We start from the raw sequence: 26,847 nt of genomic DNA, 5'->3' as shown, positions 1-26,847 counted from the left end.
AAATTGCGGGCAATTGTCCCATGAGGAAACAGGTGGAGAGGGGATGGCATGAACGAGCACGCTACAAATCGGCATCGCGCGGCGCAGGAAAGCCAGTTCGTCACCCATGACGGCACGTCGCTGTTCTACCGTTTCTGGCCGGCAATTTCCGGCAGGCCGAAAGGCGTGATTGTCCTCCTGCATCGTGGCCATGAGCACAGCGGACGCGTCGCACACCTCGTTGATGAGCTGGGGCTGGATGACTACGCCCTCTACGCCTGGGATGCACGCGGCCACGGCCAGTCGCCGGGCGTGCGCGGCTTCTCGCCGTCCTTCGGCGCGTCGATCCGTGACCTCGACAGTTTTGTCGCCCATATCCGTCAGGAAACTGGCACCGCCATCGAGGATGTGGCAATTATCGCGCAGAGTGTCGGCGCGGTTCTGGCTGCGGCCTGGGTGCATGACTATGCGCCGAATATTCGGGCGCTGGTGCTGGCTTCGCCCGCTTTCGACATCAAGCTCTATGTGCCATTCGCCAAGGAAGGCATCGGCCTGTGGCAGAAGCTGAAAGGCACCTTCTACGTCAATTCATACGTCAAGCCGCAATTCCTGACCCATGATCCGGAACGCATCGAATCCTATCGTACCGATCCGCTGATCACGCGCCCCATCGCCTCGCACATCCTGCTGCAACTCTATGAGACGGCGAAGCGCGTGGTGGACGATGCGCGGGCGATCACCGTTCCGACGCAACTGCTCATTTCCGGCAGCGATTTTGTCGTGCGTCCTGCGCCGCAACATCGCTTCTTTGAAAATCTCGGCAGTCGCATCAAGGAGCGGCATGTTCTGAAAGGGTTCTACCACGACACGCTCGGCGAACGGGATCGCAAACCGGCAATCGAACTCATCCACGATTTCATCGAGGTCCGTTTTGCCGAAAAGCCGCAGCGCGCCGATCTGACGGATGCGCATATTGCCGGCCACACGCGCGACGAGGCCGACCGGTTGTCCAGCCCGCTGCCGCTTCTGACCGCGCAGGGGCTTTACTGGGCGTCGACACGCGCTTCGATAGCCTTCGGTGCGTTGTTTTCGGAAGGGTTGAAAGTCGGCAAGCGCACGGGGTTCGATTCCGGTTCCACGCTCGATTATGTCTATGAGAATGAAGCACGGGGCCTCGGGCCAGGTGGCAAGCTCATCGACAAGCAGTTTCTGGAAGCGATCGGCTGGCGGGGTATCCGCCAGCGCAAGGTGCATCTGGAAGAACTGATCGGTGCGGCGATCAAACGGCTCAAAAGCGAGGGCCGCTCGACTAATATTCTCGACATTGCCTGCGGCCATGGCCGCTATGTCATTGATGCGGTGGTGCGTGCGGACGCCATGCCGGACAGCATTCACCTGCGCGATTATTCGCCGATCAATGTGCTGGCGGGTAACAAGCTTATCCGGGATCGCGGGCTGGAGGCGATTGCCCATATGGAAGAGGGTGACGCATTCAACGAGGAAAGCCTCGCAGCGGTCACGCCGCAGCCGGACCTCGCCATCGTGTCCGGTCTTTACGAACTTTTCCCCGATAATGCTCTGATCAACCGGTCACTTTCGGGCCTTGCCCGCGTGCAGAAACCCGGCTCATTGCTGATCTACACCAACCAGCCATGGCATCCGCAGCTTGAAATGATCGCGCGTGCGCTCACGTCACATCGCGGCGGCGAGGCATGGGTGATGCGCCGTCGCACGCAGGGCGAAATGGATCAGCTTGTCGAGAAGGCCGGTTATCGCAAGATCGAACAGCGCGTCGATCAGTGGGGCATTTTCACCGTCTCGATTGCGGAGCGCGTGGGAGACGGCCAAGCGTGACAGTGCATTTGACGCAACTTGACGGATCTTCGCGGCGGCCTGTGATCCGTCGCGCGATCCTTTGGCTTCTGTTTCTAGCGCCCTTTTTCTACCTGACCTACGGTACGGCCAACTGGCTCGCATCGCAGCAAGGTCATGTGCCTAACCTTGCTTTCGGATGGGAAAGCCAAGTTCCGTTTATCGCGTGGAGCATCGTTCCCTATTGGTCGGTCAATCTGTTTTATGCGATTGCGCTGTTCGTCAATGACAGCCCCGAACAGGTCGACCGGCTGGCAAAACGCTATCTGACGGCACAGATCATCGCTGTTCTCTGCTTCGTCGCTTTTCCGTTGACCGCAACTTTTGTAAAACCGGCAACGGCAGGTCTTCCGGGTTTTATGTTCGATGTGCTTGGCGGCTTCGACAAACCCTTTAATCAGGCGCCCTCGCTGCATATCGCGCTCTTGATCATCATCTGGGATCAGATGCGCCGCGTGATGGGCGATACCATACGCATGGTCTGGCATGTCTGGTGTCTGCTGATCGGCCTGTCGGTGCTGACCACCTATCAGCATCACGCGGTCGATATTCCGGCAGGTGCTTTGCTTGGCCTGTTTGCCTTGTGGCTTTTTCCGCGCAGCGGTCCTTCGCCGCTGGCAGAGTTTCGGTTCACATCAGACCCCAAAGCCAGAAGGATCGGGTTTTACTATCTGGCAGGCGCAATCCTGTTTCTGGTGCTCGCCATCCATGGCCTGACCGTCACCGGTTATGCGATTTTCTGGCTCTGGCCAGCAACGGCACTGACCATTGTAGCGCTTGGCTATTTCGGTGCAGGTGCTGGCATTTTCCAGAAGCAGACAGATGGTTCGGTCAGTCTCGCAAGCCGTTGGCTGCTTTGGCCTTACCGGTTTTTTGCCCGGCTGAATGTACGGTTCTGGACACGCAAGCTGCCGCCGCATGTCGAGTTGGCCGACGGAGTGTTTCTCGGGCATTTTCCAAGAGCCGCAGAACCCTCATCCTTTGCTGCCGTCATTGATCTTGCCGCTGAAATGGTGCCACCGCTGCATGCCACGGAATGGAAAAACTTTGGCACGCTCGATCTGGTCGCGCCGTCATCGGAAAAGGTGCAACTGGCCGCCGATGCCGTTGAAGCCGCACGCCATCACGGCCCGGTTCTTGTCTGTTGCGCGCTTGGTTTTCAGCGCAGCGCAACAGTTGCGGTCGCATGGCTCGTCTCTACCGGGCGTGTCGCCAATGCGCGAGAAGCCGAAGCGCTGATCCGTGCCAGGGGCTGGCCGGTGCATCTGCATTTGGCGGAGGAGCTGACATGAATTCTCCGGCAGCGTCCATAGCAATTGTTCTGCGCCGCAATGCCTTTCTCGGCATCGTTGTCGCCGTGGCTTTGCTTGCGGTCGCGCCCTTCATGCGCCCGGTGCATGATCTGGCCTTCTGGCTGATCTGGCCGCTTTTGTTGGTAAGCGCGTTGATCGTGCTGGGTATCGCTGCGCATCTCCTGTTCGATGCCGCGCTTTTCAAGCTGATCGCCGGTTCCGGTGAAACGGGCTTGGGTGAGGTAGACAGCATTCTTGAGCGCATGGGTTTGCGCTCCAATGACGGCACGGTCCGTCCACTTGCGAAAAGGATGGAAGGCTCGCGACGCATCATGGGGCGTCTGCGGTTCTTCATGGGGCTGGGTATCGTACTTTTCATTCTGCTGGCCACGGTGCCATTGGGTCAGGGGCTGTAACATGCGGGAACTGATCCGCCATCAGGTGCAATCGACGTTCGGTTCATTTCTGGCAATCCTGTCGCGCGGGATTACCGGCGTGCGGCCAATCTGGAGCGGCACCGGTCCGTCGCGCAATCAGCGCATCTATTTTGCCAACCATACAAGCCACGGCGATTTCATCCTGCTTTCCTCCTGTCTCGATCAGGAAGAGCGCGCACGCACCCGTGCTGTCGCCGGTGCTGATTACTGGCGGGGCAACCGCGTGCGCCAGTTCATGGCAGAAGTTCTGTTGCGCACCGTGCTTGTCGAGCGCAACTGGGTGGAACGCACGCAAGACCCGATGGAAGTGATGCTGAAAGCGCTGGCCGATGGTCATTCGCTCATCATCTTCCCCGAAGGCACACGCAACATGACCGACGAGGCGCTGCTGCGCTTTCGTTCCGGCATCTATAATCTGGCGCTGGCACGCCCCGATGTCGAGCTGGTGCCATGCTGGATCGAAAACATGTCGCGCGTGCTGCCCAAGGGCGCCATGCTGCCGGTGCCGCTTCTTTGCCGTGTCATTTTCGGTGCGCCGGTGCAGCTTGGCGAGGGTGAGGACCGCAAGGAATTTCTCGCCCGCGCCCGTCAGAGCCTTCTCGATATTCAGCCTCAGAATGGTAATCACTCATGAGTGAAACGACCCGATTATTCCTTGGCCTCATGGGCGTTCTGATAACGGCAAGCGCCGTTGCCGGTGTTCTTTCATGGCGCGCGCCGAAGCCGCTTTCATCCACGCTGGTCAATCTCAATGCCCGCATCAAGGCGTGGTGGATCATGGTCGGGGCCATGTGCATCGCCTTCCTGTTCGGCAAGGGCGGCGTGATCGTGCTGTTCGCGCTGATCTCGTTTGCCGCCTTGCGCGAATATGCGACGCTGACGCAGACACGACGCGCCGACCATCGCGTGCTGCTCGGCATGTTCCTGCTGGTCATTCCGGTGCAATATTATCTGATCTGGATCGACTGGTACGGGCTCTATTCCATCTTCATCCCGGTCTATTGCTTCCTCGCCATGCCGGTTCTGACTGCACTTTCCGGGGACACGTCGCGCTTTCTGGAGCGTATCAGCGAGCAGCAATGGGGCATCATGCTGTCGGTCTATTGCATAAGCCATGTGCCCGCGCTGATGACACTGGATATTCCCGGTTTTGACGGCAAGAAACTGCTTCTGATCGCGTTTCTGGTGGCCACCGTGCAGGGCAGCGATGTGCTGCAGTATATTTTCGGAAAGCTGTTTGGAAAACATCGCATCGCGCCCAGCATATCGCCGTCCAAAACCTGGGAAGGTTTTGTGGGCGGTGTCGCGAGCGCCTCTCTTCTGGGGGCCGGTCTTGCATGGCTCACACCGTTTTCGCCTGTGCAGGCGGGTGCCCTTGCGGCCACATCATGCATCATGGGTTTCTTCGGCGGGCTTGTTGCTTCCGCTATCAAGCGCGATCGCGGCGTGAAGGACTGGGGCCACATGATCGAAGGACATGGCGGGATGCTCGACCGGGCCGACAGTCTCGTCTTTTCGGCTCCGGTCTTCTTCCATATCGTGCGCTATTTCTGGACCTGAGCTCTGAATATTTGTTTCGTCGCATTATGCTACGCAAAACCGCTTCGCACTTTTGCTGGAAATTCTCGGGTCGGTCAGGGCAGCTTCAAAGCAATGAACTGTGAAACCTGACCGTGGTTGAAATTGTTATCCGAGGCAAGGATCAGCGTTCTCTTGCCGTCAATCATCGGCCCGAAGGTGATGGCCTCTATATTGTCGATGTCGAGGCCGAAATCACCTTCGTTCAGCTGGAGGAAAAGTTTCTTGCTGAGCGATGTCACAGACTGATTGGCCAGTGAGGGCACATCCTTTACATTGCTGGCACCGTCGAAAGATGCGCGGTAGAGCGTAATACGATTGCCCACACCCATGGCGAAGGAGCGCTCGACGGTGAGGAGATCGTTTCCATCGGAAACGAATTCCGACAGACCGTTATCGTTCCAGAAGGGCGGCAACGTCGCCTTGGTGAAGATCGGGTCGGTGTCATAGGCATATTCTGCCGTCACATTGCCTGAGGCGAGGTCAAAGGCGATGATGCGTGAACGGCTGCCATGGTCGAGTGTCGCCTTGTCTCCATCCTGTGTCAGGGCGTTTTCCGTTCCCGCCAGAAGCGTCTTGCCGTCCGGTGTGATGGTCAGGCTTTCAAAAGACAGATTGTTGCGGACGCCGCGTGTCTTGCCTTCGTCGGGAATGTAGGCTTCCGGCAAAGCAAATTCGCGAATGAAACTGCCATCGGTCTTTGCTTCGCCGATAAAAGGCCTGCCGTTCTTATCGCCTTCGCTTGACCAGTAGATCGTGCCGGTCGCCACGTTGAAACGGATGCTTTCAGGGTCCACATCCTTCAGCGCAAATGATTTGCCGGCCTTATCCAGAAGCTTGACTGTTTCCAGAACATCAAAGCTTTGCACGCCGGAACCGTCGATGGCGAGCTTGAGCTTGTAAAAGCGCGCAGGTGCGTTTTCCGAACGATCGTCGGATATGGCGTAATAGATATTTTCACGTGGGTCGTAGTCGAGGCCGGAAATTCCGCCGAATTCAATGCCGCCGATTTTCAGGCCGGTCGGTAGCATGATAGCGCCGATGAGTTCCGGCTTCTGCATTTCCTGTGCCGCAGCGCTGGTGGCAAGGGCAAGAAACAGTGCAACAAAAGGTGCTTTCATGGCGGATATCCGTTCGATCAGGAAAGTCACCGGATAGTCGTTCTGTTTGACAGGAAGATGAAAGCCGGTCTCAAACCCTGTCGGCCGTGCGCGCCGGTTCTTCCCTGTCGATCAGATGGGAAGGTGCCGCAAACTGCAGCAGCTTGTTCTTGTTCGTGATCTTGATTGCAGAGGCCTGCACACTGACACCGTGGGACCCGAGCGTTGCAAAACTGCGCGACAGGTTTTCCGGTGTCATGCCGAGATAGGCGGCAAGTGTCCGTTTTTCATAAGGGATCATTACGACATCTGCGCCGTTGTTAAAGAGCGATTCCTTGACGATCCAGTTGGCGAGGCGCTGCACACTGCTTCTAAGCTTCTGCGCCTTCAGCTCTTTGACCAGACGACGATAGGCGCGTGCCGTTTCAAAGACGACGGCGCGCATGAAACCGACGTCCTCGCTCATCAAGTCCCGAACCAGACTTGAAGGCACCATCAGCACACGGGTTGGCGTGAGGGTCTGTGCAGTTTGCAGGCACACATCGTCATTGAGCACGGCTGCGAGAATGAAAATATCGGCGGCGCGCAATATTTCCAGCGCGGTTTCGCCGTCGTCCGATTTCGCGGACATCAACACGAGGCCGTCCAGGATTGCGAACAGGAAGTCCGCAGGCTCGTCTTCCTTGATAAGGGTCGTGCGTGGCGGAAACGACTGCACGAAGCTCGGGCGCATGATCCGCTCGAAAGTGGCATCTGCCATATCCATGAAGAGCGGCAAATTCTTCAGCGCGTCGATGTCTTCTTTCCGCATTAAACCTCACTTTTGGGGTCAAGTTTTCATCAGTCTATTATGCTTGATAAATATCAATTGCGCAATACGCATAAATCAATACTTTGAACTAACTAGGTCTATTTTGGTCGTTAAGCCACGAATATCTAAAATTCAACTTGAATAGTCTAAAGATATTGATCTTAATCAATGTATTCATCTGAAAGTCGACGCATAAGTGCATACGAAACCTCCAATGGTATTCAATTCGGAGTACGCCTATGCAACATGTCGCAGGGGAAAATCCCAGGGCGCAGACCACGGCGCTAGCGATGAGTACGACCGCTTTCACAGTGTGTTTTGCGGTCTGGACCATCTTTGCAATCATCGGCATTGAAATTCGATCCGAGCTGGGCTTAAGCGAAACCCAGTTCGGCTTGCTCGTCGGTACGCCGATCCTTACGGGATCGCTGATCCGCGTCATTCTGGGCATCTGGGCTGATCGCTATGGCGGTCGGGCCATCTTCACGCTCACAATGCTGGTCTCGGCGGTTGCCACCTATCTTCTGACCTACGCCACCACCTATCCGCAAATGCTGATTGCAGCGCTTGGCGTTGGCGTGGCGGGCGGGTCGTTCTCGGTTGGCGTTGCCTATGTCTCGCGCTGGTATCCGCCGGAAAAGCAGGGCGTTGCGCTTGGCATTTTCGGCGCGGGCAATGTTGGAGCGGCGGTGACGAAGTTCTTCGCACCGATGGTCATGGTTGCATTCGGCTGGCATACGGTCGCCGAAGTCTGGGCGGCCGCGATGGTCGTTATGGCGCTGATTTTCTATTTCACCACGAGTGACGATCCGGTCCTGGTCGAGCGTCGGCGCAAGGGCGAAAAACCCGCCAGCACCCTGATGGAGCTGGAGCCGCTGAAGAATATTCAGGTCTGGCGTTTCTCGCTTTACTATTTCTTCGTCTTCGGCGCCTTCGTGGCTCTCGCGCTGTGGCTGCCGCAATATCTGATCCATGTCTATGGCGTCGATATTCGTCTCGCAGGCATCATCGCGGCATTCTTCTCCGTCCCGGCAAGTCTTTTCCGCGCCTATGGCGGACATCTTTCGGATGTCTATGGCGCGCGCCGGGTCATGTACTGGACCTTCGCCGTCTCGCTGGTCGCGACATTCATACTGTCCTATCCGCCGACGGATTATGTCATCCAGAGCGATAATGGCCCACTGGCCTTCCACGCGGAAATGGGCGTGATCGGCTTCACCATCACCGTCTTCATCCTCGGCTTCTTCATGGCCTTGGGCAAGGCGGCCGTCTTCAAGCACATTCCGGTCTATTATCCGGGCAATGTCGGCTCCGTCGGCGGTCTGGTGGGCATGATCGGCGGTCTCGGCGGCTTCATCCTGCCGATCCTGTTCGGTGTACTTCTGGACCAGACCGGCCTCTGGACGAGCTGCTTCATGCTGCTCTTTGTCATCGTCGCGGTTTCCTTTGCGTGGATGCATGTCTCGATCCGCCAGATGGAGCGCGCAGCCGAAGGCAAGACGACGGAAGAGCTTCCGGCCTTTGCTGAATTGCAGGGCTTGAAGAAAGCCGACGTCAAGCCGGCAAAGGGCGATTCCGTCCTGACCGACTGGCGTCCGGACGATCCGACCTTCTGGGAAGAGAAGGGAAGAAGGATCGCCAAGCGCAACCTGTGGCTTTCGATCCCGGCACTGCTTCTGTCCTTCGCCATCTGGCAGGTCTGGTCCGTGGTGGTGGCAAAGCTGCCACTGGTGGGCTACCAGTTCACGACCGACCAGCTGTTCTGGCTGGCAGCGCTACCCGGCATTTCGGGCGCGACCTTCCGCATCTTCTATTCCTTCATGGTGCCGATCTTCGGCGGCCGCCTGTGGACCACACTGACCACCTGGTCGCTGGTCATTCCGGCCATCGGTATCGGCTATGCCGTGCAGAACCCGAATACGCCTTACTTCATCTTCCTGCTGCTGGCGCTCTGCTGCGGCTTCGGCGGCGGTAACTTCGCCTCCTCCATGTCCAACATCTCCTTCTTCTTCCCGAAGAAAGAGAAGGGCAATGCGGCAGCGCTCAATGCAGGACTCGGCAATCTCGGCGTCAGCGTCGTGCAGTTCGTGGTTCCGCTGGTCATCACCGCCGGTATCTTCGGCAAGCTTGGCGGCGATCCGTCAATGGTTGCGACCGAAGCGGGCAGCACGCCGCTCTGGCTGCAGAATGCCGGCTTCTTCTTCGTGCCGTTCATCATCATCACGGCTTTCGCCAACTGGTTCGGCATGAACGATATCGCGTCGGCCAAGGCTTCGTTTGCCGATCAGGCCGTCATTTTCCGCCGCAAGCACAACTGGATCATGTGCTGGCTTTATACCGGCACGTTCGGCTCGTTCATCGGTTATTCGGCTGGCTTCCCGCTTCTGACCAATATCCTGTTCCCTGAGGTTAATGCACTTCAGTTCGCCTTCCTCGGACCTCTTGTCGGCGCGCTGTCGCGGTCGGGTTCGGGCTGGCTTGCCGATAAATATGGCGGCGGACGCGTCACCATCTGGGCATTCGTCCTGATGATGATCGGCGTGGCGGGCGTGCTGTACTTCGTCGGCATCAAGGATCAGCCGAATGCGTTCTGGGGCTTCTTTGCTTCCTTCATCCTGCTGTTCTTCGCAACGGGCATCGGCAATGCCTCCACCTTCCAAATGATCCCGGCGATCATGTCGAAAGAGATGGACAGGCTTATGCCCAATGCCACCCCGGAAGAACGCCGTCACGAAGCAGACAAGGAATCTGCGGCCATCACCGGCTTCACCTCGGCCATTGCTGCCTTCGGCGCCTTCTTCATCCCGAAGGGTTACGGCACCTCGATCAGCATGACCGGCGGACCGGAAGCCGCGCTCTGGGCCTTCCTGATCTTCTACGTGACCTGCCTCGTCATCACCTGGGGCGTCTACACCCGAAAAGGCGGTCTGCTCTACGACGTGGAGCACCGCAGCAAACCAGCCGCTGCTGCTGCCTGAAGAAATAAAGTGAGGATATAATCATGAGTCTACTCCTCGATCGCCTGAACTTTCTTGCGCGCAAGAATGTCGGCACCTTCTCGGAAGGCCATGGCGTCACGACCAATGAGAACCGTGACTGGGAAGACGCCTATCGCAAGCGCTGGCAGCACGACAAGATTGTCCGCTCCACCCACGGCGTGAACTGCACCGGCTCCTGCTCGTGGAAAGTCTACGTCAAGGGCGGCATCATCACCTGGGAAACCCAGCAGACGGATTATCCGCGCACCCGGGCCGACCTGCCGAACCATGAGCCGCGCGGCTGTTCGCGCGGGGCAAGCTATAGCTGGTATGTCTATTCTGCCAACCGGGTGAAATATCCGCTGATCCGCTCCCGTCTCCTGAAGCTGTGGCGCAAGGAACGCACGCTGAAAACGCCTGTCGCGGCCTGGGCCGCGATCCAGCAGGACCCCGCCAAGCGTGCCGACTATATGAAGGTGCGCGGTCTCGGCGGCTTCGTTCGCGCAACGTGGGAAGAAGTCAACGAGATCATCGCCGCCGCCAATGCCTATACGGCCAAGACCTATGGACCGGACCGCGTGATCGGCTTCTCGCCGATCCCGGCCATGTCGATGGTGTCCTATGCGGCGGGCTCGCGTTACCTGTCGCTGCTCGGCGGCGTCTGCATGTCGTTCTATGACTGGTATTGCGATCTGCCGCCCGCTTCGCCCATGACATGGGGCGAACAGACCGACGTGCCGGAATCGGCAGACTGGTACAATGCCGGTTTCCTGATGCTCTGGGGTTCCAACGTACCGCAGACCCGCACGCCGGATGCGCATTTCTATACGGAAGTGCGTTACAAGGGCACCTAGTCGGTCGTGGTCTCGCCCGACTATTCGGAAGCAGCGAAGTTTTCCGATCTGTGGCTGCATCCCAAGCAGGGCACCGATGCCGCACTTGCCATGGCGCTTGGCCATGTGATCCTGCGCGAATATCACCTTGACCGGCAGGTCCCCTATTTCGAGAATTACTGCCGTAAATATTCCGACTTCCCGATGCTGGTCATGCTCTCGAAGAAGGACGGACGTTATGTGCCGGACCGCTTCCTGCGCGCTTCCGACTTCAAGGGCGATCTCGGCGAAGGCAATAATCCAGACTGGAAAACGGTCGCCTTCGACACGAAGTCGGGCGCCTATGTTGCGCCGCAGGGCTCCATCGGCTTCCGCTGGGGTGACGATGGCCAGTGGAACCTCGAAGAAAAGGACGGCAAGGGCAAGGATGTGGAACTTGCCAAGAGCTTCATCGACAAGGACAGCCATGATGCCGTCGCCGATGTGGCTTTCCCATATTTCGGCAACCGCGAGCACGATTATTTTGAAGGCACGGACCATGACAGCGTGCTGGTGCGCAAGGTTCCGGCCCGCAAGCTGAAGATCAAGGGTGGCGACGTCATGGTCGCGACGGTGTTCGACCTGTTTGCCGCCAATTACGGTCTTGATCGCGGGCTTGGCGACGAGAATTCCGCCAAGTCCTATGACGAGGGCCTGCCATATACCCCGGCCTGGGCAGAGAAGATTACGGGTGTCCCGCGCGACCAGATCATTGCTGTCGCCCGCGAATTTGCAACCAATGCCGAAAAGACCAATGGTCGTTCCATGGTCATCCTCGGTGCCGGTCTCAACCACTGGTACCACATGGACATGAACTATCGCGGCATCATCAACATGCTGGTGATGTGTGGCTGTATCGGCCAGTCCGGCGGCGGCTGGAGCCACTATGTGGGGCAGGAAAAGCTGCGCCCGCAGACCGGCTGGACAGCGCTTGCCTTCGCGCTCGACTGGAACCGTCCGCCGCGTCACATGAACTCCACCTCGTTCTTCTATGCGCATACCGACCAGTGGCGCTACGAGACCGTGAAGGTGCAGGACATCCTTTCGCCCACCGCACCCGATGGTGCGTGGGACGGCACGATGATCGACTATAACATCCGCGCCGAACGCATGGGCTGGCTGCCTTCCGCGCCGCAACTCCAGACCAACCCGCTGGAGCTTGCCAAGGAGGCAGCCGCATCGGGCAAGGAGCCGAAAGACTTCATCGCGAATGCTTTGAAGAACGGCACCGTCACCATGTCCTGCGAGGACCCCGACCACGAGGCCAACTGGCCGCGCAACATGTTCGTCTGGCGTTCGAACCTGCTCGGTTCGTCGGGCAAGGGGCATGAGTATTTCCTGAAGCACCTGCTCGGCACGTCGAACGGCCTGCTTGGCAAGGATCTGGGTCAGGAAGGCGCACAGGAAAGCCGCGAGGCGGTGTGGCATGAGAATGCTCCGGAAGGAAAGCTCGACCTGCTGGTCACGCTCGATTTCCGCATGTCCACAACTTGCGTCTATTCCGATATCGTTCTGCCGACTGCCACCTGGTACGAGAAGAACGACCTCAATACTTCCGACATGCACCCCTTCATCCATCCGCTGTCGAGCGCAGCCGATCCGGCATGGGAAGCACGCAGCGACTGGGACATCTTCAAGGGTATCGCGAAGAAGTTCTCGGAAGTGGCGCCGGAAGTGCTGGGTGTCGAGAAGGACATCGTTCTTGTGCCGACCCTGCATGACACGGCGGGCGAACTGGCGCAGCCGAAAGATGTTCTCGACTGGAAGAAGGGCGAAGTCGAGCCGATCCCCGGCAAGACCATGCCATCGGTTGTGGTTGTGGAGCGCGATTATCCGAACCTCTACAAGCGCTATACCTCCGTTGGACCGCTTCTCGACAAGCTGGGCAATGGCGGCAAGGGCATTTCGTGGAATACCGAACACGAGGTCGAACTTCTCGGCAATCTGAACGGCAAGGTTCAGGAACCAGGGGCAAGCGAAGGACGTCCGCGCATCTATACCGACGTCGACGCAACCGAGGTCATTCTGTCGCTCGCGCCGGAAACCAACGGTGAGGTGGCGGTCAAGGCATGGGAAGCGCTGTCGAAGTTCACAGGTCGCAACCATTCGCATCTGGCCATTCCCAAGGAAGACGAGAAGATCCGCTATCGCGATATTGTTGCGCAGCCGCGCAAGATCATCTCTTCGCCAACCTGGTCGGGCATTGAATCCGAAACCGTCTGCTACAATGCAGGCTATACCAACGTGCACGAGCTGATCCCGTGGCGCACGCTGACCGGTCGTCAGCAGCTCTATCAGGATCACCTGTGGATGCGCGCTTTCGGCGAAGGCTTCTGCGTCTATCGCCCGCCGATCGATACCAAGACGGTCAATCCGGCAATCCGTGAAAAGGCGGACGGCCAGCCGCATCTGGTGCTGAACTTCATCACGCCGCACCAGAAATGGGGCATCCACTCCACCTATACGGACAATCTCCTGATGCTGACGCTCAATCGCGGCGGACCGGTTGTCTGGATTTCGGAGCCGGATGCCGCAAAGGCTGGCATCGTCGATAATGACTGGGTGGAAGTCTACAACGCCAACGGCGCCATTGTGGCCCGTGCGGTCGTCTCCCAGCGCATGAAGGACGGAACCGTCTTCATGTATCACGCACAGGAGAAGATCGTGAATACGCCCGGCTCGCCGCTCACCGGCCAGCGCGGCGGCATTCACAACTCCGTCACCCGCATCATCACCAAGCCGACGCATATGATCGGCGGCTACGCCCACCAGTCCTATGGTTTCAACTATTACGGAACAGTCGGCTCAAACCGCGACGAGTTCGTGGTCGTGCGCAAGCTTGAGAAAGTGGACTGGATGGAAGGTCCGCTTGAAGAAGGCAACCAGAGCTCCGCAGCGAAGGAGGCAGCAGAATGAAAATCCGTGCGCAAATTGGAATGGTGCTCAATCTCGACAAGTGCATCGGCTGCCACACCTGCTCCGTGACGTGCAAGAACGTCTGGACCAACCGTGAAGGTGTGGAATATGCCTGGTTCAACAATGTCGAGACCAAGCCTGGCATCGGTTTTCCGAAGGAATGGGAAAACCAGAAAAAGTGGAACGGTGGCTGGGTTCGCAAGAAGAACGGCAAGATCGAGCCGAAGATGGGCTCCAAGTGGCGCATCCTCGCCAAGATTTTTGCCAATCCGGACCTGCCGGAAATCGACGACTATTATGAGCCGTTCGACTTCGATTATGGCCATCTCCAGACGGCAGGCGAAAGCAAGACCATGCCGACCGCCCGTCCGCGCTCGCTGATTTCCGGCGAGCGAATGGAAAAGATCGAATGGGGTCCGAACTGGGAAGAAATCCTCGGTGGTGAATTTGCCAAGCGTTCGAAGGATTACAATTTCGAAGGCGTGGAAAAGGAAATCTACGGCCAGTTCGAAAACACCTTCATGATGTATCTGCCGCGCCTGTGCGAGCACTGCCTCAATCCTACCTGCGTTGCGGCCTGCCCGTCAGGGGCGATCTACAAGCGCGAGGATGACGGCATTGTCCTGATCGATCAGGAAAAGTGCCGCGGCTGGCGCATGTGCGTCTCCGGCTGCCCCTACAAGAAAATTTACTACAACTGGAGCTCCGGCAAATCCGAAAAGTGTATCTTCTGCTATCCGCGCATCGAAGCTGGCCAGCCGACCGTATGTTCGGAAACCTGCGTCGGTCGCATCCGCTATCTGGGTGTGATGCTCTATGATGCCGACCGTATTTCGGAGGCCGCTTCCACGGCCAACGAACAGGATCTCTATGAGGAACAGCTCAATATCTTCCTCGATCCGAACGATCCAGCTGTGATCGAACAGGCGCGCAAGGATGGTGTGCCGGAAGCCTGGCTGGAATCCGCCAAGCATTCGCCGGTCTACAAGATGGCGATGGACTGGAAGATTGCCTTCCCGCTCCATCCTGAATACCGCACCCTGCCTATGGTCTGGTACGTACCGCCGCTCTCGCCGCTCCAGTCGGCTGCCGCTGCGGGCAAGCTTGGCATGGATGGTCCGCTGCCGGATGTCCGTTCCATGCGTATCCCGGTCCGCTACCTTGCCAATCTTCTGACGGCAGGCAAGGAAGAGCCGGTCATCTCGGCGCTGGAACGTATGCTCGCCATGCGTGCCTATATGCGCGCCAAGACCGTCGATGGTGTTATCGATGAGGCGATTGCCGACCGCGTCGGCATGAGCAGCGCGATGATCGAGGAAATGTACCACATCATGGCGATTGCCAATTACGAAGACCGCTTCGTCATCCCGACCACGCATCGTGAAATTACCGAGGATGCCTATGACGTGCGCGGCTCCTGCGGCTTCACTTTCGGCAATGGCTGTTCGGGTGGAACGTCGACCGAAGACCTGTTCGGCTCCAAGCGCCAGAAAGTCGTCCAGACACCAACGGATATTTTCCGGGAGCAGGTGTAATGAACAAGACCCTGAAAATCATTTCGCTGCTGCTTTCCTATCCGACCGCAGAGCTGCAACTCGGCGGCGAGGAACTGAAAAAAGCACTGGCCGGGGAAAAGCTTTCCCCCGGCATCCGCAGGCTGCTCGACAGCCTTGTCGATTATGTCTGCGACTGCGACCTCTACGAGGCGCAGGAACGTTACGTGCATCTTTTTGACCGCACGCGCTCGCTGTCGCTGCATCTTTTCGAGCATGTGCATGGTGAAAGCCGCGACCGCGGCCAGGCCATGGTCGATCTCATGAAGATGTATGACGACAACGGCTTTGTCGTAGATGCCAAGGAACTGCCGGACTATCTGCCGCTGTTCCTCGAATTCCTGTCGACACGCTCGCCAGAGGAAATCCACGATCTCCTCACCCAGACAGGCCATATCACGGCGGCCATCGGCGAGCGTCTGCGCAAGCGCCAGTCGCCTTATGCCAACGCCTTTGCGGCGCTGCTGCATGTCGCCAATGCCAAGCCGGACAAGAACCTCGTCGGAGAATTGCTTCGGCAAGAGGAAGACGACCCGAACGATCTCGCCGCACTCGACCGCATCTGGGAAGAAGAAGCGGTAACGTTTGGCGGCAATGCGGGCGACAATTCCTGCGGCCCGGACCGGTTGCGGACGCAGATGCGTGCAGCACAGCGCAAGCCCGGCAACCCGTCCAACCCTTCACATATATAGGAGACGGAAAATGGCTTATCTCCATACGTTTCTTTTCGGCATCTATCCCTACATCGCACTGAGCGTGCTCGTGCTCGGTTCGATCTTCCGTTACGACCGCGAGCCCTATACGTGGCGTTCGGGCTCAAGCCAGCTTTTGCGGCGCAAGCAGCTCATGTGGGGCTCGGTTCTGTTCCACCTTGGCGTGTTGTTCATCTTCGCCGGTCATTTCGTCGGCCTGCTGACGCCGACCTGGGTCTTCGACATGCTCGGCGTCAGCCATGAGGCAAAGCAGATTCTCGCTGTCGTGGCAGGTGGTATCGCCGGTGTGATGGCAATCGTCGGCGCCAGCATGCTTGTGCATCGCCGTGTGTTCGATCCGCGTGTTCGTGCGTCCTCGCGGCCATCCGACACGCTGATCATCATTCTGTTGTGGTTGCAGCTTCTGCTCGGTCTCAGCACCATTCCGATCTCGCTGCAGCATCTGGACGGCGGCGAAATGGTGACATTCATGAACTGGGCGCAAGGCATCTTCACCTTCAATCCGGCTGCATCAAGCTACATCACCAATGCGTCGATCATCTTCAAGATGCATATCTTCTTAGGCTTGACTATATTCCTGCTGTTCCCGTTCACGCGTCTTGTGCATATGCTGAGCGTGCCGGTGCGCTACATCTGGCGTCCGGGCTATCAGGTCGTGCGTGAGCGCAACCATACGGCTCAGCCCTCGCATATGCGTATTCCTGCGGAGTAAGGCTCATGGTGACACTTTTTGACCGGAAGCAGCCAACTGAACAGCCAGCTGAACATTCGCACGGAGCGCATGCTCATAATACGGGCTACACGACCTATCAGGAGCCGGATACGCGCGTGCCGCCGAAGCCGCGCCCGGTCTTCGATGCGGTGTCCGTCAATGGTGTGGCGATCAACGAAACCGACATTCTGACGGAGGCTCAAAACCATCCGTCGGAAAATCCCGGCGCGGCACTGCTTGCCGCCGCGCGGGCGCTGGCGATCCGTGAGCTTCTTCTGCAGCGTGCGAGGGAAACCGGCATCGTGCCCGAGCACGAGAAGGATGCAGAAGGGCGCAGCGAGACCGACGAGGATGCGCTGGTGCGCATGGTGATCGAACGGGAGGTGGAAGTGCCTTCCGCCACACGCGAGGAAGCCTTGCGCTTTTACGAAAACAACCGCCACCGCTTCACCAGTGCGCCTATTCTGGAGGCGAGCCATATCTTGATCGCTGCCGATCCTGCTGACAGCCAAGCCCGTGAGAAGGCCCGCACGACCGCATCCCATCTGGCATCCTCGGTGATTGCCGCGCCTGCCACATTCGCCTCGGTTGCGCATGAATATTCGTCCTGCCCTTCGGGCGCGCAAGGCGGCAATCTGGGGCAGCTCACACGTGGCAGCACGGTGCCTGAATTCGAGCGGGCGCTGGAACGCCTGACACCTGGTGAAATAACGCCAGCCCCGATTGAAAGCCGTTTCGGCTTTCATATCGTACGGCTTGACCGCCGTATCGAGGGCGAAGAATTGCCCTTCGACTATGTTGCCGACAGGATTGCCGGCTGGCTTGAAGCCTCCACCTGGTCGAAGGCCGTGTCGCAATATATCGCGATCCTCGCAGCCGATGCCGACATTACCGGCATCGATCTGCTGTCGAACGAGGGAGCCGAGGCATGAGCCATGAACCGACACTTGCAGCCATCCTGGCCGCAAAGGATGTGCCGGTGGACCAGCTTCTGGCTGGTGTAGCGCATCGGGCGAGGCAGGCAGGGTTGCGCGTGGCGGGCTTTCTCCAGCACCGCGAGAGCAATACGGATGAATGCTGCCGTGATATCGAGATCGAGCATATTGGCACCGGCGTGACGCAGATTATCTCGCAGTCGCTCGGTTCAGGGTCGAAGGGGTGTCGTCTCGATCCAGCGGCGCTTGCCGATGTGGCAGGTTCGCTTCTGGCGGAACTCGATAGCGGCGCCGATATGCTGATCCTCAACCGTTTCGGCAAGGGCGAGACGGAAGGGCATGGTTTCCGCTCCATCATCGAAATCGCCTATGCGCGCCAGATTCCGGTGCTGACTGTGGTGCGGGAAACCTATGTCGAAGGCTGGAACGACTTCGCCGGTGATTGCGGCGTTCTTCTGGCTCCTGATAGCCAGGCAACGCTTGGATGGTTCGACCGGGTGACGGAGCCCCGACAGCTGTCGGAAGCCGTTTGACGGCGGTCTTTCTGCCGGAATTGCTGCTCTATAAATCGAGCTGGTCGCGACGGTCTTCCGCAATCAGCTTGCGGATCTGATAGACGATCTGGTCTCCATGGGCCTTGCCAAGCAGATCGGCTGTATCCACGTCCCGTTCTTCGATGGCGCGGATCATGTCTTCATGCTCGGTGACGTAGCGCTCGGGAAGGCGGTCGGCGAAAGACTGGTAATAGAGACGCAACAGCCTGCGCCCTTCATCGAGAAGCCTCGAAAAGAAGGTGGTGTAGAAGGGATTGCGACCCGCTTCAGCAATAGCGGCGTGAAAATCGCGGTTGGTCGCGATCATTTCCAGCGCATTTTGTGAACGGACTGCGCGGGCAAAAGCTTCCTGATGCGCACGGATGTTCTCAAGATCCTTGTCGGTCCGGTTGCGGGCGGCAAGCCGCGTGGTCACGCGGTACATCAGCGTTACTGCGTCGAAAAATGCGGGCAGGCTCAAAAAGTCGATATTGGACACAACGGTCGAGCGATTGGGAAGCGTGGTTACGAAACCGTCGCTTGCCAGCCGCACCAATGCTTCGCGTATAGGCGTGCGTGACATGGAAAAGCGTTCGGCCAGCTGGTTTTCATCAATGGGGCTACCCGGCGCGAGCGAAAGATCGATGATCTCGTCGCGCAGCACGTCGTAAACCAGCTTGACACCTGAACCCTTTTTCCGGTCGGCTGTCTGGTTTGCGTCGTCTTTGTCCATGATCTTGTCTGTCCTCTGTCGGTGTATTTGCCGCAGCACAACTGCATTCTAACACCAGTTTAAATCTCATCGGTCAAGCAATCCTATCCCGAAATAAAATTTTGGTCGACAAGAAAAATACAAAGTGTATATTTGACTTCAATACAAGGTTCGGCAGACCGATTGTAGATCCAGCCCGCGTGAAGAACGCTCAAGGAAAAACGTCCAAGGAACGACGCTATGACCTCTAATATTTTCTCCGGTTGCATTCCGGCCCTCATGACCCCCTGCAAGCCCGACCGCACGCCGGATTTCGATGCGCTGGTCCGCAAAGGCAAGGAACTGATCGCGAAGGGCATGTCTGCGGTTGTCTATTGCGGTTCCATGGGCGACTGGCCGCTTCTCTCGGATGAGGAACGCATGGCTGGCGTTGAAGCGCTTGCCAAGGCAGGCGTGCCCGTCGTCGTCGGCACCGGCGCTGTCAACACGAAGATCGCTGCCGCCCACGCAGCCCATGCACAGAAAGTTGGTGCGAAGGGCCTGATGGTCATTCCGCGCGTTCTCTCGCGTGGTTCGTCGATCTCGGCGCAGAAGGCCCATTTCAAGGCGATCCTTGCGGCAGCTCCCGATCTGCCAGCCGTTATCTACAACAGCCCGTATTACGGCTTTGCGACCCGCGCCGACCTGTTCTTCGCACTGCGTGCGGAACATCCGAACCTCATCGGCTTCAAGGAGTTCGGCGGTGCGGAAGCCATGCGTTATGCAGCCGAAAACATCACGAGCGCCGATGACAATGTAACCCTGATGGTCGGCGTCGATACCGGCGTTTTCCACGGCTTCGTCAATTGCGGTGCAACCGGTGCGATCACCGGCATCGGCAATGTGCTGCCGAAGGAAGTCCAGCATCTGGTGGCACTGTCGAAGGCCGCCGCCAAAGGCGATGTCGAGGCACGCAAGCTGGCGCTGGAACTGGAAGCCGCACTGGACGTGCTGTCATCCTTCGATGAAGGCCCTGACCTCGTTCTCTTCTACAAGCACATGATGGTTCTGACCGGCAATCCGGAATATGAGCTGCATTTCAATGAGACGGACAAGCTGTCCGATAGCCAGCGCGGCTATTGCGAAACCCAGCTTAAGCTGTTCCAGACCTGGTATGCCGACTGGCTCAAGCAGGGCAGTGCGGCGGCGAAATACGCTGCCTGAAACGCATACAGATAAAAGAAAAAGGCGCCGAATTCCGGCGCCTTTTTTGTGTCTGGTCAGGATATGGCGTCCAGACCCTTATCCTTCAATTTTCCCAGAAGCGCCATTTCGGCAGCCGTAAGCGTGATGCCTTTGGCCAATGAATCGCGGCGGGCGGCAAAGCGGCGCTGCGACGGCAGGCGCGCGCCCTGTCCGGCTATCGCTTCGATCAGGATTTCGCCGCGCTCCTGCGGATTGCCGCGACCACCTGCCATGCGGGCAGGGTCGAAGGCAATGATGAGTTCGCCATGGCGCGGCGCCAGCGTCGTCGTGCCAAGGAAATCGAGCGCTTCGGGGCTGGTGAAATCACCGATCATCACACCGGCCAAAAGTTCGATCATCGTGGAGATGGCCGATCCCTTGTGCTCGCCAAATGGCAGCATCGCGCCTGCAAGGGCGGCTTCCGGATCGGTCGTCGGATTGCCGTCTGCATCGACGGCCCAGCCTTCTGGCAGCTGCTTTCCGGCGCGACGGTAGAGTTCCAGCTCGCCACGCGCGGCAACGCTGGTCGCAAAGTCGAACACATAAGGATAATCGCCGGAGCGAGGCCAGCCGAAGGCGAAGGGGTTGGTGCCGAGAAGCGGCTTCGTTCCGCCAGCGGGCGCAACGGTGGCATAGCTCGGGCACATGGCCATTGCCGCAAGCCCCTGTTCGGCAAGTGCTTCGACTTCCGGCCACAAGGCCGCGAAATGGGTGCAGTCGTTGATCGCCAGCGCCGCGACGCCGAGCTTGCGCGCCTTCTCGACGAGGGCAGGCGTACCGCGCTCGAACGCCAGATTGGCAAAGCCGCCCTTGGCATCGACGCGAACGACGGCGCTGTCATCGGTCGTGACGACCGGATCGGCATCGGCGACGACCTTGCCGCTCTTCAGCGTGCGCAGGCAGCCTTCGATACGGTAGACACCATGCGATTTGCAGCCGTCGCGCTCACCCGCCACAATCGTCTTGGCAATGGCTGTGGCATGATCGGCGCTGAAACCTGCCTTGTGCAGGATTTCTCGCACAAGCCTGGCGAGTTCTTCTGTCGAAATCGAAATAGTGTCGCTCATTCTGTCATTCCTTGCCAATTCTCGGGGGCCGTTCTTAAGGGGGCAGTGCTGGGCTGTAATAGGCGTGAAGGCGAGTATCGCTCGTTGAATGCATACAAGATGCATGCAGGCTTGTCATGTCGCACAGGTCGGCCGGAGGCTGCGGCAAAAGGGCTGGCGGGCACATCAAATGGTGCGATGGTGGAATGCAGAAAATCAAACAGTTTTATTCTGAGCGTCATTATCATGAATAACTTCACCTGTTTGATCCAGATCAAAGAGGTTGGCAGGCGACAGGTCTAAACCCCGTTACGTGGCGTGTTGAGGCCGAGACGGCAGGTGCGCCAATCGTTGGAGATCAGGACAAAATGCGTAACATCGCGATCAAATTTGCTGCCGCAGGCATCCTCGCCATGCTGGCTGCCCCCGCTCTTGCCGAAAATATCGAAGTTCATATGCTCAACAAGGGCGCCGAGGGCGCCATGGTTTTCGAGCCTGCCTATATCAAGGCCAATCCCGGCGACACGGTCACCTTTATTCCGGTGGACAAAGGACATAATGTCGAATCCATCAAGGATATGATCCCTGAAGGCGCCGAAAAGTTCAAAAGCAAGATCAACGAGAACTATGTGCTGACGGTTACCCAGCCCGGCGCATATCTGGTAAAGTGCACACCGCATTATGCCATGGGTATGATCGCGCTCATCGCTGTCGGTGACAGCCCGGCCAATCTCGACCAGATCGTTTCGGCCAAGAAGCCGAAGATCGTTCAGGAGCGGCTGGAAAAGGTCATCGCCAGCGCCAAATAAGAGCGCCAAATAAGATTGACCGAAAACTCTCGATGAGCCGAACTTGAACCGGCTTCATGACGAGGACATCATGACCAGACAGCCAGGCCTGCAGGCAGTACCTGCTGCGATGCCATCCGATCAAAAAGGTATGCCGCGCGGACTGAAAATGACCGGTCCCGTCCTCCTCAGCTATGGCTTCCGCCCATTCTTTCTGGGCGGAGCCATATGGGCCGTTCTGGCCATGCTCTTCTGGATATTGTCACTGACACTCGGAATGCCGCTCGGCGGCTCCTATGGCGGGTTGAACTGGCACGCCCATGAAATGGTGTTCGGTTTCTCCTCTGCCGTTCTGGCAGGCTTTCTGCTGACTGCCATTCCGAACTGGACGGGAGGCTTGCCGGTATCAGGCACACCGCTCGCCATTCTCTGCGGGGTATGGCTTGCCGGACGGCTGGTCTTTCTGGAACCTGACCTGATCGATGTGCGCTTTGCAGTCGTTGTCGAAAGCCTGTTTCTACCCTTGCTGCTTTTCATCTGTGCGCGGGAAATCATTGCCGGGCGCCAATGGAAAAACCTGAAGGTACTGGTTGGCGTGACGACGGTGATGGTTGCCAATCTTGTCTTCCATTATCTGATCCTGACCGATGGCGACGTGGCATTGGCCAACCGCATCGGGGTCAGCGCCTATGTCCTGCTGGTCATGGTGATCGGCGGGCGCATTGTGCCAAGCTTCACCCGCAACTGGCTCAACAAGATGGGGCGGACACGCTTTCCGGTGTCTTTCAACCGCTATGACGGTTTCAGCATTCTTGTCGGGGTGGCTGCCTGCATCGGCTGGATCGCCGCTCCTGATCAGACGATAACGGCGGTGCTGGCGTGGATCGCAGCCCTGTTTCACATCGTGCGGCTTTACCGCTGGCGGGGATGGTCTGTAGCGCGGGAAAAGCTGCTGCTGGTTCTTCATGTCGCCTATGCGTTCATCCCGCTCGGGTTCATCGCCATCGGTCTTTCCGCCATTGATCGCCTCAACCCCTATTCCGCCTTGCATGTCGTGACTGTCGGCGCAATCGGCTGCATGATGCTGGCGGTCATGACGCGGGCCACCCGCGGCCATACCGGGCGCGAACTGACTGCCTCGCCCGTCACACAGGTCGCTTATCTTTGCCTTGTCGCGGCAGCGCTGATCCGTCCGCTGGCGGAAGTCATGCCGAATTTCTTCCATACCATCCTCGCAGCATCGGCTTTGCTCTGGATGGGTGCTTTCGGGCTTTATGTCCTGGAATACGGTCCGATGCTGTTGCGTGAGAGACGCCAGCGCATGGCCGGGGCGTAATCCGCCTCATTTCGATACCATTATAAAGCGCAGTCCGTGGGATCTACGGGCTGCTTTTTTGTGTTTCGAGAGGTGAGTCGCGACGCCAGAGCTGCGATTCGGCCCGTCCGAAGGGCCTGAAACAGGGGTGTGGAAAGAAAAATCACACTCAAGATCACATTTAAATCGTTATAATGTTATGGCCGTATTGTTATGCTTTTGAAACGGTGTTACCGGAATTGGTGCCTGAGAGGCTGGCCTTAAAAGGACTGCGAAATCTCAGGCAGCACGAGCGCGATGCGCTCTGGCTTAGTTGTTTTACGCATATCGGCACCGAACCGGGTTTCGTCTGCCGGACATGCTCAAGGCTTTGCTTTTGGCAAGGAGGTTGCCGCCGATGAATTTCGCCCCGCCCGTATCAGATATGCTGCAACTCGCCAACTGCATTCGCGCTCTCTCGATCGATGCCGTCGATGCCGCCAATTCCGGCCATCCGGGAATGCCGCTCGGCATGGCTGACGCCGCAGCCGTTCTGTTCTCGAAGCATCTGAAATTCGACGCATCGGCTCCCAACTGGGCGGACCGCGACCGTTTCGTGCTCTCCAACGGTCACGGCTCGATGCTGCTTTACAGCGCGCTCTATCTGGCGGGCTACAAGGATGTGTCCATCGATGAGCTGAAGAACTTCCGCCAGTGGGGTTCGAAGACCGCCGGTCATCCGGAATATGGTCATACAGAAGGCGTTGAGCTGACCACCGGCCCGCTCGGTCAGGGTCTCGCCAGCTCTGTCGGCATGGCAATCGCCGAACGCGCGCTCGCCGACCAGTTCGGCAAGGATATTGTCGATCACCGCACTTATGTGTTCTGCGGCGACGGCTGCCTCATGGAAGGCGTGGGACAGGAAGCGATCTCGCTTGCCGGTCACCTTCGCCTCGGCAAGCTGATCCTGCTTTATGATGATAACGGCATCACCATCGACGGCAGCACGGAAATCGCCTTCACCGACGATATTCCCGCCAAGTTCAAGGCTTGCGGCTGGAATGTCGAAAAGGTCGACGGTCACGATCACGACGCCATCGATGCGGCGCTGACGCGCGCCAAGGCTCAAGCCGACCGCCCGACGCTGATCGCGCTCAAGACTGTCATCGGCTATGGTTCGCCAAATCGCGCCGGTACGAGTGGCGTGCATGGCGCGCCGCTGGGTGCCGCTGAAAACGCCGCCACCAAGGCAGCGCTCGGCTGGACGGCGGAAGCTTTTGAAATCCCTGCACCGTTGCTCAATGCCTGGCGTGAAGCCGGTGCGCGTGGCGTTTCGGAACGTGAAGCATGGCAGAAGCGCGTTGATACGCTGCCTGCAACCGAACGCGCCGAATTCGACCGTCGTATTGCCGGCGTTCTGCCGGAAGGCTTTGCGGCAGTTGTCCACGACGCCAAGCAGCGCCTCCTCGACAAGCCGCTGAATGTTGCGACCCGCAAGGCAAGCCAGATCGCGCTTGAAAGCCTGACGGCAGCTCTGCCGGAAATGATCGGCGGTTCGGCTGACCTTACCCATTCGAACCTCACCCGCGTTCCTGCCGTCGACAGCGATTTCACGCCGGAAAAGAGCGGTCGCTATGTCAGCTACGGTGTGCGTGAATTTGCAATGGGCGCGGCTATGAACGGTATAGCGGTCCATGGCGGTTTCATCCCTTACGGCGGCACCTTCATGGTGTTCTCCGATTACGCCCGTAATGCCATCCGCCTTTCGGCGCTGATGGGCGTGCGTGTCATTCATGTGCTGACACACGACTCTATCGGCCTCGGCGAAGACGGCCCGACCCACCAGCCGGTCGAACATCTGGCCAGCCTGCGCGCCATGCCGAACCTTCATGTCTTCCGTCCGGCAGACACGATTGAAACGCTGGAATGCTGGGCTGTGGCGGTTTCTGATCCGCATACGCCTTCGGTTCTGGCCCTGTCGCGCCAGAACGTGCCGCAGCTGCGCACCGATAATGGCGAGAACCTTTCCGCACGCGGCGCTTATGTGCTGCGTGAGGCGAAGGGCGAACGCCAGATCACGCTGCTTGCCACGGGCACGGAAGTCTCGCTCGCAGTGAAGGCCGCCGAAAAGCTCGCAGAAGAAGGCATCGCAACGGCGGTTGTCTCCATGCCGAGCTGGGATCTGTTTGAAAAGCAGGGCAACGATTACCGCAAGGGTGTTCTGGGCGATGCGCCGCGCATCGCCGTCGAGGCCGCAGGCAAGTTCGGCTGGACACGTTATGTCGACAGCGAAGACGACGTGATCGGTATGGATGGCTTCGGCGCTTCGGCACCTGCTGAAGTGCTCTATGAAAAATTCGGCATCACGGCCGAGGCGATTATCGCCCGCGCCAAATTCTTGCTGGAGCAGGGCAAATGACGATGGCTGGCAATTTTTCTCCACTGGTTCTGGTGGGCGATAGCGATCGCGTGGAAGCAGAAGCGGTCGGCGCCTATCTCGACAACTGGGCTGGCAAGGACGGCTTGCGTCTTGCGACCGCCGACGCCATCAAGGCTATTCTTGCTGGCGCAACGCGGCTCGCTGGTCGCATTGCACGCGGTTCGCTTCCCGGCGATCCGGGCAAGCTTGTCGGCGTCAACAGCGATCAGGACCAGCAGAAGTGCATTGATGTCGGTTCGCACAATCTGTTCGTCGAGCTGCTGATTGCGGCGGGTGCAGCCTCCATTCTTTCGGAAGAAGCGGACCTCCCCGTTTCAGGCAAGGCCGATGGGCTGATTGCCGTTGCCATCGATCCGCTTGACGGCTCGGGCAATGTGGGTCTCGGCGCACCGCTTGGCACGATTTTCTCGGTTTTCCCGGCAGATACGGCTGAGCCGTTTTTGCAGCCCGGCAACCGCCAGATTGCAGCCGGTTATGTTTCCTACGGCAATTCGGTCGATCTCGGCTTTTCGGTCGGCGAGGGCGTGATCTTCGCGACCTTCGATCCGGCAAGCGGGATTTTCCATATCACGCGCCACAATGTGACGCTGCCGGAACGCACGTCCGATCTGGCGTTCAACGCATCCGTCCAGCGGCATTTGTCCGCTGGTATGCAGGCCTATGTCAACGACGCATTCCTTGGAAAGGATGGTCCGCGCGGGCGTAACTTCAACATGCGCTGGCTCGGTGCTGCGGTGGGCGACATGCACCGCATCATGCAGCGTGGCGGTTTGTTCTTTTACGTGAATGACAGCCGCCCCGGCTACGAAAAGGGCCGCTTGCGGCTCGTCTACGAAGCCAATCCAATTGCTTTCCTCGCCCGTGAGGCGGGTGGCAAGGCGACCGACGGTTCGAGATCCATTCTCGATATCGTCCCGCAAACCTATCACGAGCGCAGTGCGCTGGTGTTCGGCGTGGCCGAAGAGGTGGATATCCTCGGCGAATATTTCGCGAAATAACCTGATCTGACATCGTCTGGAGCATTGGAAATGCTCCATCCATTTGTTTTTACGCGCATCTTGT

At 58.3% G+C, this 26,847-nt stretch carries 20 protein-coding genes and 1 pseudogene; 17 read left to right on the top strand and 4 right to left on the bottom strand.

All coding sequences use genetic code 11. The features are described from left to right. Nucleotides 1–48: 48 nt before the first annotated feature. From ABDF71_RS18110 to ABDF71_RS18090, 5 genes are read left to right on the top strand one after another with little or no spacing between them, the layout of a single operon-like run. Nucleotides 49–1,833 carry a bifunctional alpha/beta hydrolase/class I SAM-dependent methyltransferase gene (locus ABDF71_RS18110; protein WP_258124512.1) on the top strand — a complete coding sequence of 595 codons (1,785 nt, stop codon included), beginning with the start codon at nt 49–51 and terminating at the stop codon, nt 1,831–1,833. After that, nucleotides 1,830–3,143: a phosphatase PAP2/dual specificity phosphatase family protein gene (locus ABDF71_RS18105; protein ID WP_258124510.1), complete on the top strand. Its 1,314-nt coding sequence runs from the start codon at nt 1,830–1,832 to the stop codon at nt 3,141–3,143. The genes ABDF71_RS18110 and ABDF71_RS18105 overlap by 4 nt, the downstream gene beginning before the upstream one ends. Further along, nucleotides 3,140–3,559: a hypothetical protein gene (locus tag ABDF71_RS18100; protein ID WP_258124509.1), complete on the top strand. Its 420-nt coding sequence runs from the start codon at nt 3,140–3,142 to the stop codon at nt 3,557–3,559. Before ABDF71_RS18105 ends, ABDF71_RS18100 begins: the two co-directional genes overlap by 4 nt. Nucleotide 3,560: 1 nt before the next feature. Next, entirely contained in the window at nt 3,561–4,214 is a 654-nt protein-coding gene (locus tag ABDF71_RS18095; protein ID WP_011982634.1) for a lysophospholipid acyltransferase family protein, read from the top strand. Continuing rightward, the gene (locus ABDF71_RS18090; protein ID WP_094541089.1) at nt 4,211–5,140 is read left to right on the top strand and encodes a phosphatidate cytidylyltransferase; all 930 of its coding nucleotides are present in this window, start codon (nt 4,211–4,213) and stop codon (nt 5,138–5,140) included. Before ABDF71_RS18095 ends, ABDF71_RS18090 begins: the two co-directional genes overlap by 4 nt. Before the next feature lie 74 nt (nt 5,141–5,214). Here the strand turns inward: ABDF71_RS18090 and ABDF71_RS18085 are convergent, their stop codons facing one another. Both ABDF71_RS18085 and ABDF71_RS18080 read right to left on the bottom strand, forming a co-directional pair. After that, a complete protein-coding gene (locus ABDF71_RS18085) occupies nt 5,215–6,279 on the bottom strand; it encodes an esterase-like activity of phytase family protein (protein ID WP_258124508.1) in 1,065 nt (354 codons plus the stop codon). Nucleotides 6,280–6,349: 70 nt separating this feature from the next. Beyond that, nucleotides 6,350–7,069 carry a cyclic nucleotide-binding domain-containing protein gene (locus tag ABDF71_RS18080; protein WP_010660850.1) on the bottom strand — a complete coding sequence of 240 codons (720 nt, stop codon included), beginning with the start codon at nt 7,067–7,069 and terminating at the stop codon, nt 6,350–6,352. 239 nt (nt 7,070–7,308) lie between these two features. Between ABDF71_RS18080 and ABDF71_RS18075 the strand changes: the two genes are divergently transcribed. The 7 genes and pseudogenes from ABDF71_RS18075 (at nt 7,309) to ABDF71_RS18045 (ending at nt 18,281) form a co-directional block, all read left to right on the top strand. After that, the gene (locus tag ABDF71_RS18075; protein ID WP_036587126.1) at nt 7,309–10,047 is read left to right on the top strand and encodes a nitrate/nitrite transporter; all 2,739 of its coding nucleotides are present in this window, start codon (nt 7,309–7,311) and stop codon (nt 10,045–10,047) included. A gap of 23 nt (nt 10,048–10,070) precedes the next feature. Further along, nucleotides 10,071–13,835: pseudogene (locus ABDF71_RS18070) on the top strand (nitrate reductase subunit alpha). Beyond that, nucleotides 13,832–15,370 carry a nitrate reductase subunit beta gene (gene narH / locus ABDF71_RS18065; RefSeq protein WP_010660853.1) on the top strand — a complete coding sequence of 513 codons (1,539 nt, stop codon included), beginning with the start codon at nt 13,832–13,834 and terminating at the stop codon, nt 15,368–15,370. Before ABDF71_RS18070 ends, narH begins: the two are co-directional and overlap by 4 nt. Next, nucleotides 15,370–16,080 carry a nitrate reductase molybdenum cofactor assembly chaperone gene (narJ, locus tag ABDF71_RS18060; RefSeq protein WP_029928134.1) on the top strand — a complete coding sequence of 237 codons (711 nt, stop codon included), beginning with the start codon at nt 15,370–15,372 and terminating at the stop codon, nt 16,078–16,080. The genes narH and narJ overlap by 1 nt, the downstream gene beginning before the upstream one ends. 10 nt (nt 16,081–16,090) lie before the next feature. Further along, on the top strand, nt 16,091–16,813 hold the full coding sequence (gene narI / locus ABDF71_RS18055; protein ID WP_500061697.1) for a respiratory nitrate reductase subunit gamma: 723 nt from the start codon (nt 16,091–16,093) through the stop codon (nt 16,811–16,813). Between the two features lie 5 nt (nt 16,814–16,818). After that, the gene (locus ABDF71_RS18050; protein ID WP_010660856.1) at nt 16,819–17,745 is read left to right on the top strand and encodes a peptidylprolyl isomerase; all 927 of its coding nucleotides are present in this window, start codon (nt 16,819–16,821) and stop codon (nt 17,743–17,745) included. Beyond that, nucleotides 17,742–18,281 carry a DUF2478 domain-containing protein gene (locus ABDF71_RS18045; RefSeq protein ID WP_029928129.1) on the top strand — a complete coding sequence of 180 codons (540 nt, stop codon included), beginning with the start codon at nt 17,742–17,744 and terminating at the stop codon, nt 18,279–18,281. Before ABDF71_RS18050 ends, ABDF71_RS18045 begins: the two co-directional genes overlap by 4 nt. 28 nt (nt 18,282–18,309) lie before the next feature. Here ABDF71_RS18045 and ABDF71_RS18040 read toward each other — a convergent pair whose 3' ends face one another. Beyond that, nucleotides 18,310–19,014 carry a GntR family transcriptional regulator gene (locus tag ABDF71_RS18040; protein WP_006468363.1) on the bottom strand — a complete coding sequence of 235 codons (705 nt, stop codon included), beginning with the start codon at nt 19,012–19,014 and terminating at the stop codon, nt 18,310–18,312. 219 nt (nt 19,015–19,233) lie between these two features. Between ABDF71_RS18040 and ABDF71_RS18035 the strand changes: the two genes are divergently transcribed. Continuing rightward, on the top strand, nt 19,234–20,196 hold the full coding sequence (locus tag ABDF71_RS18035; RefSeq protein ID WP_011982643.1) for a dihydrodipicolinate synthase family protein: 963 nt from the start codon (nt 19,234–19,236) through the stop codon (nt 20,194–20,196). A 56-nt stretch (nt 20,197–20,252) separates the two neighbouring features. Here ABDF71_RS18035 and ABDF71_RS18030 read toward each other — a convergent pair whose 3' ends face one another. Next, a complete protein-coding gene (locus tag ABDF71_RS18030) occupies nt 20,253–21,284 on the bottom strand; it encodes an Ldh family oxidoreductase (RefSeq protein WP_258124506.1) in 1,032 nt (343 codons plus the stop codon). Between the two features lie 347 nt (nt 21,285–21,631). Between ABDF71_RS18030 and ABDF71_RS18025 the strand changes: the two genes are divergently transcribed. From ABDF71_RS18025 to ABDF71_RS18010, 4 genes are all read left to right on the top strand, one after another. After that, nucleotides 21,632–22,072, top strand: coding sequence for a pseudoazurin (locus ABDF71_RS18025; protein WP_010660860.1), 441 nt, complete (start codon nt 21,632–21,634; stop codon nt 22,070–22,072). 70 nt (nt 22,073–22,142) lie between these two features. Continuing rightward, on the top strand, nt 22,143–23,387 hold the full coding sequence (locus tag ABDF71_RS18020) for an NnrS family protein (protein ID WP_258124505.1): 1,245 nt from the start codon (nt 22,143–22,145) through the stop codon (nt 23,385–23,387). A 376-nt stretch (nt 23,388–23,763) separates the two neighbouring features. Then, entirely contained in the window at nt 23,764–25,764 is a 2,001-nt protein-coding gene (gene tkt / locus ABDF71_RS18015; RefSeq protein ID WP_258124504.1) for a transketolase, read from the top strand. Next, nucleotides 25,761–26,783 carry a class 1 fructose-bisphosphatase gene (locus tag ABDF71_RS18010; protein ID WP_258124503.1) on the top strand — a complete coding sequence of 341 codons (1,023 nt, stop codon included), beginning with the start codon at nt 25,761–25,763 and terminating at the stop codon, nt 26,781–26,783. The genes tkt and ABDF71_RS18010 overlap by 4 nt, the downstream gene beginning before the upstream one ends. Nucleotides 26,784–26,847: the final 64 nt, after the last annotated feature.

It is taken from the genome of Ochrobactrum sp. WV_118_8, assembly GCF_039631535.1.
Taxonomy (GTDB): domain Bacteria; phylum Pseudomonadota; class Alphaproteobacteria; order Rhizobiales; family Rhizobiaceae; genus Brucella; species Brucella anthropi.
Note: the sequence above shows the minus strand (reverse complement) of the source record. Positions and strands in the feature narration are given on the sequence as shown.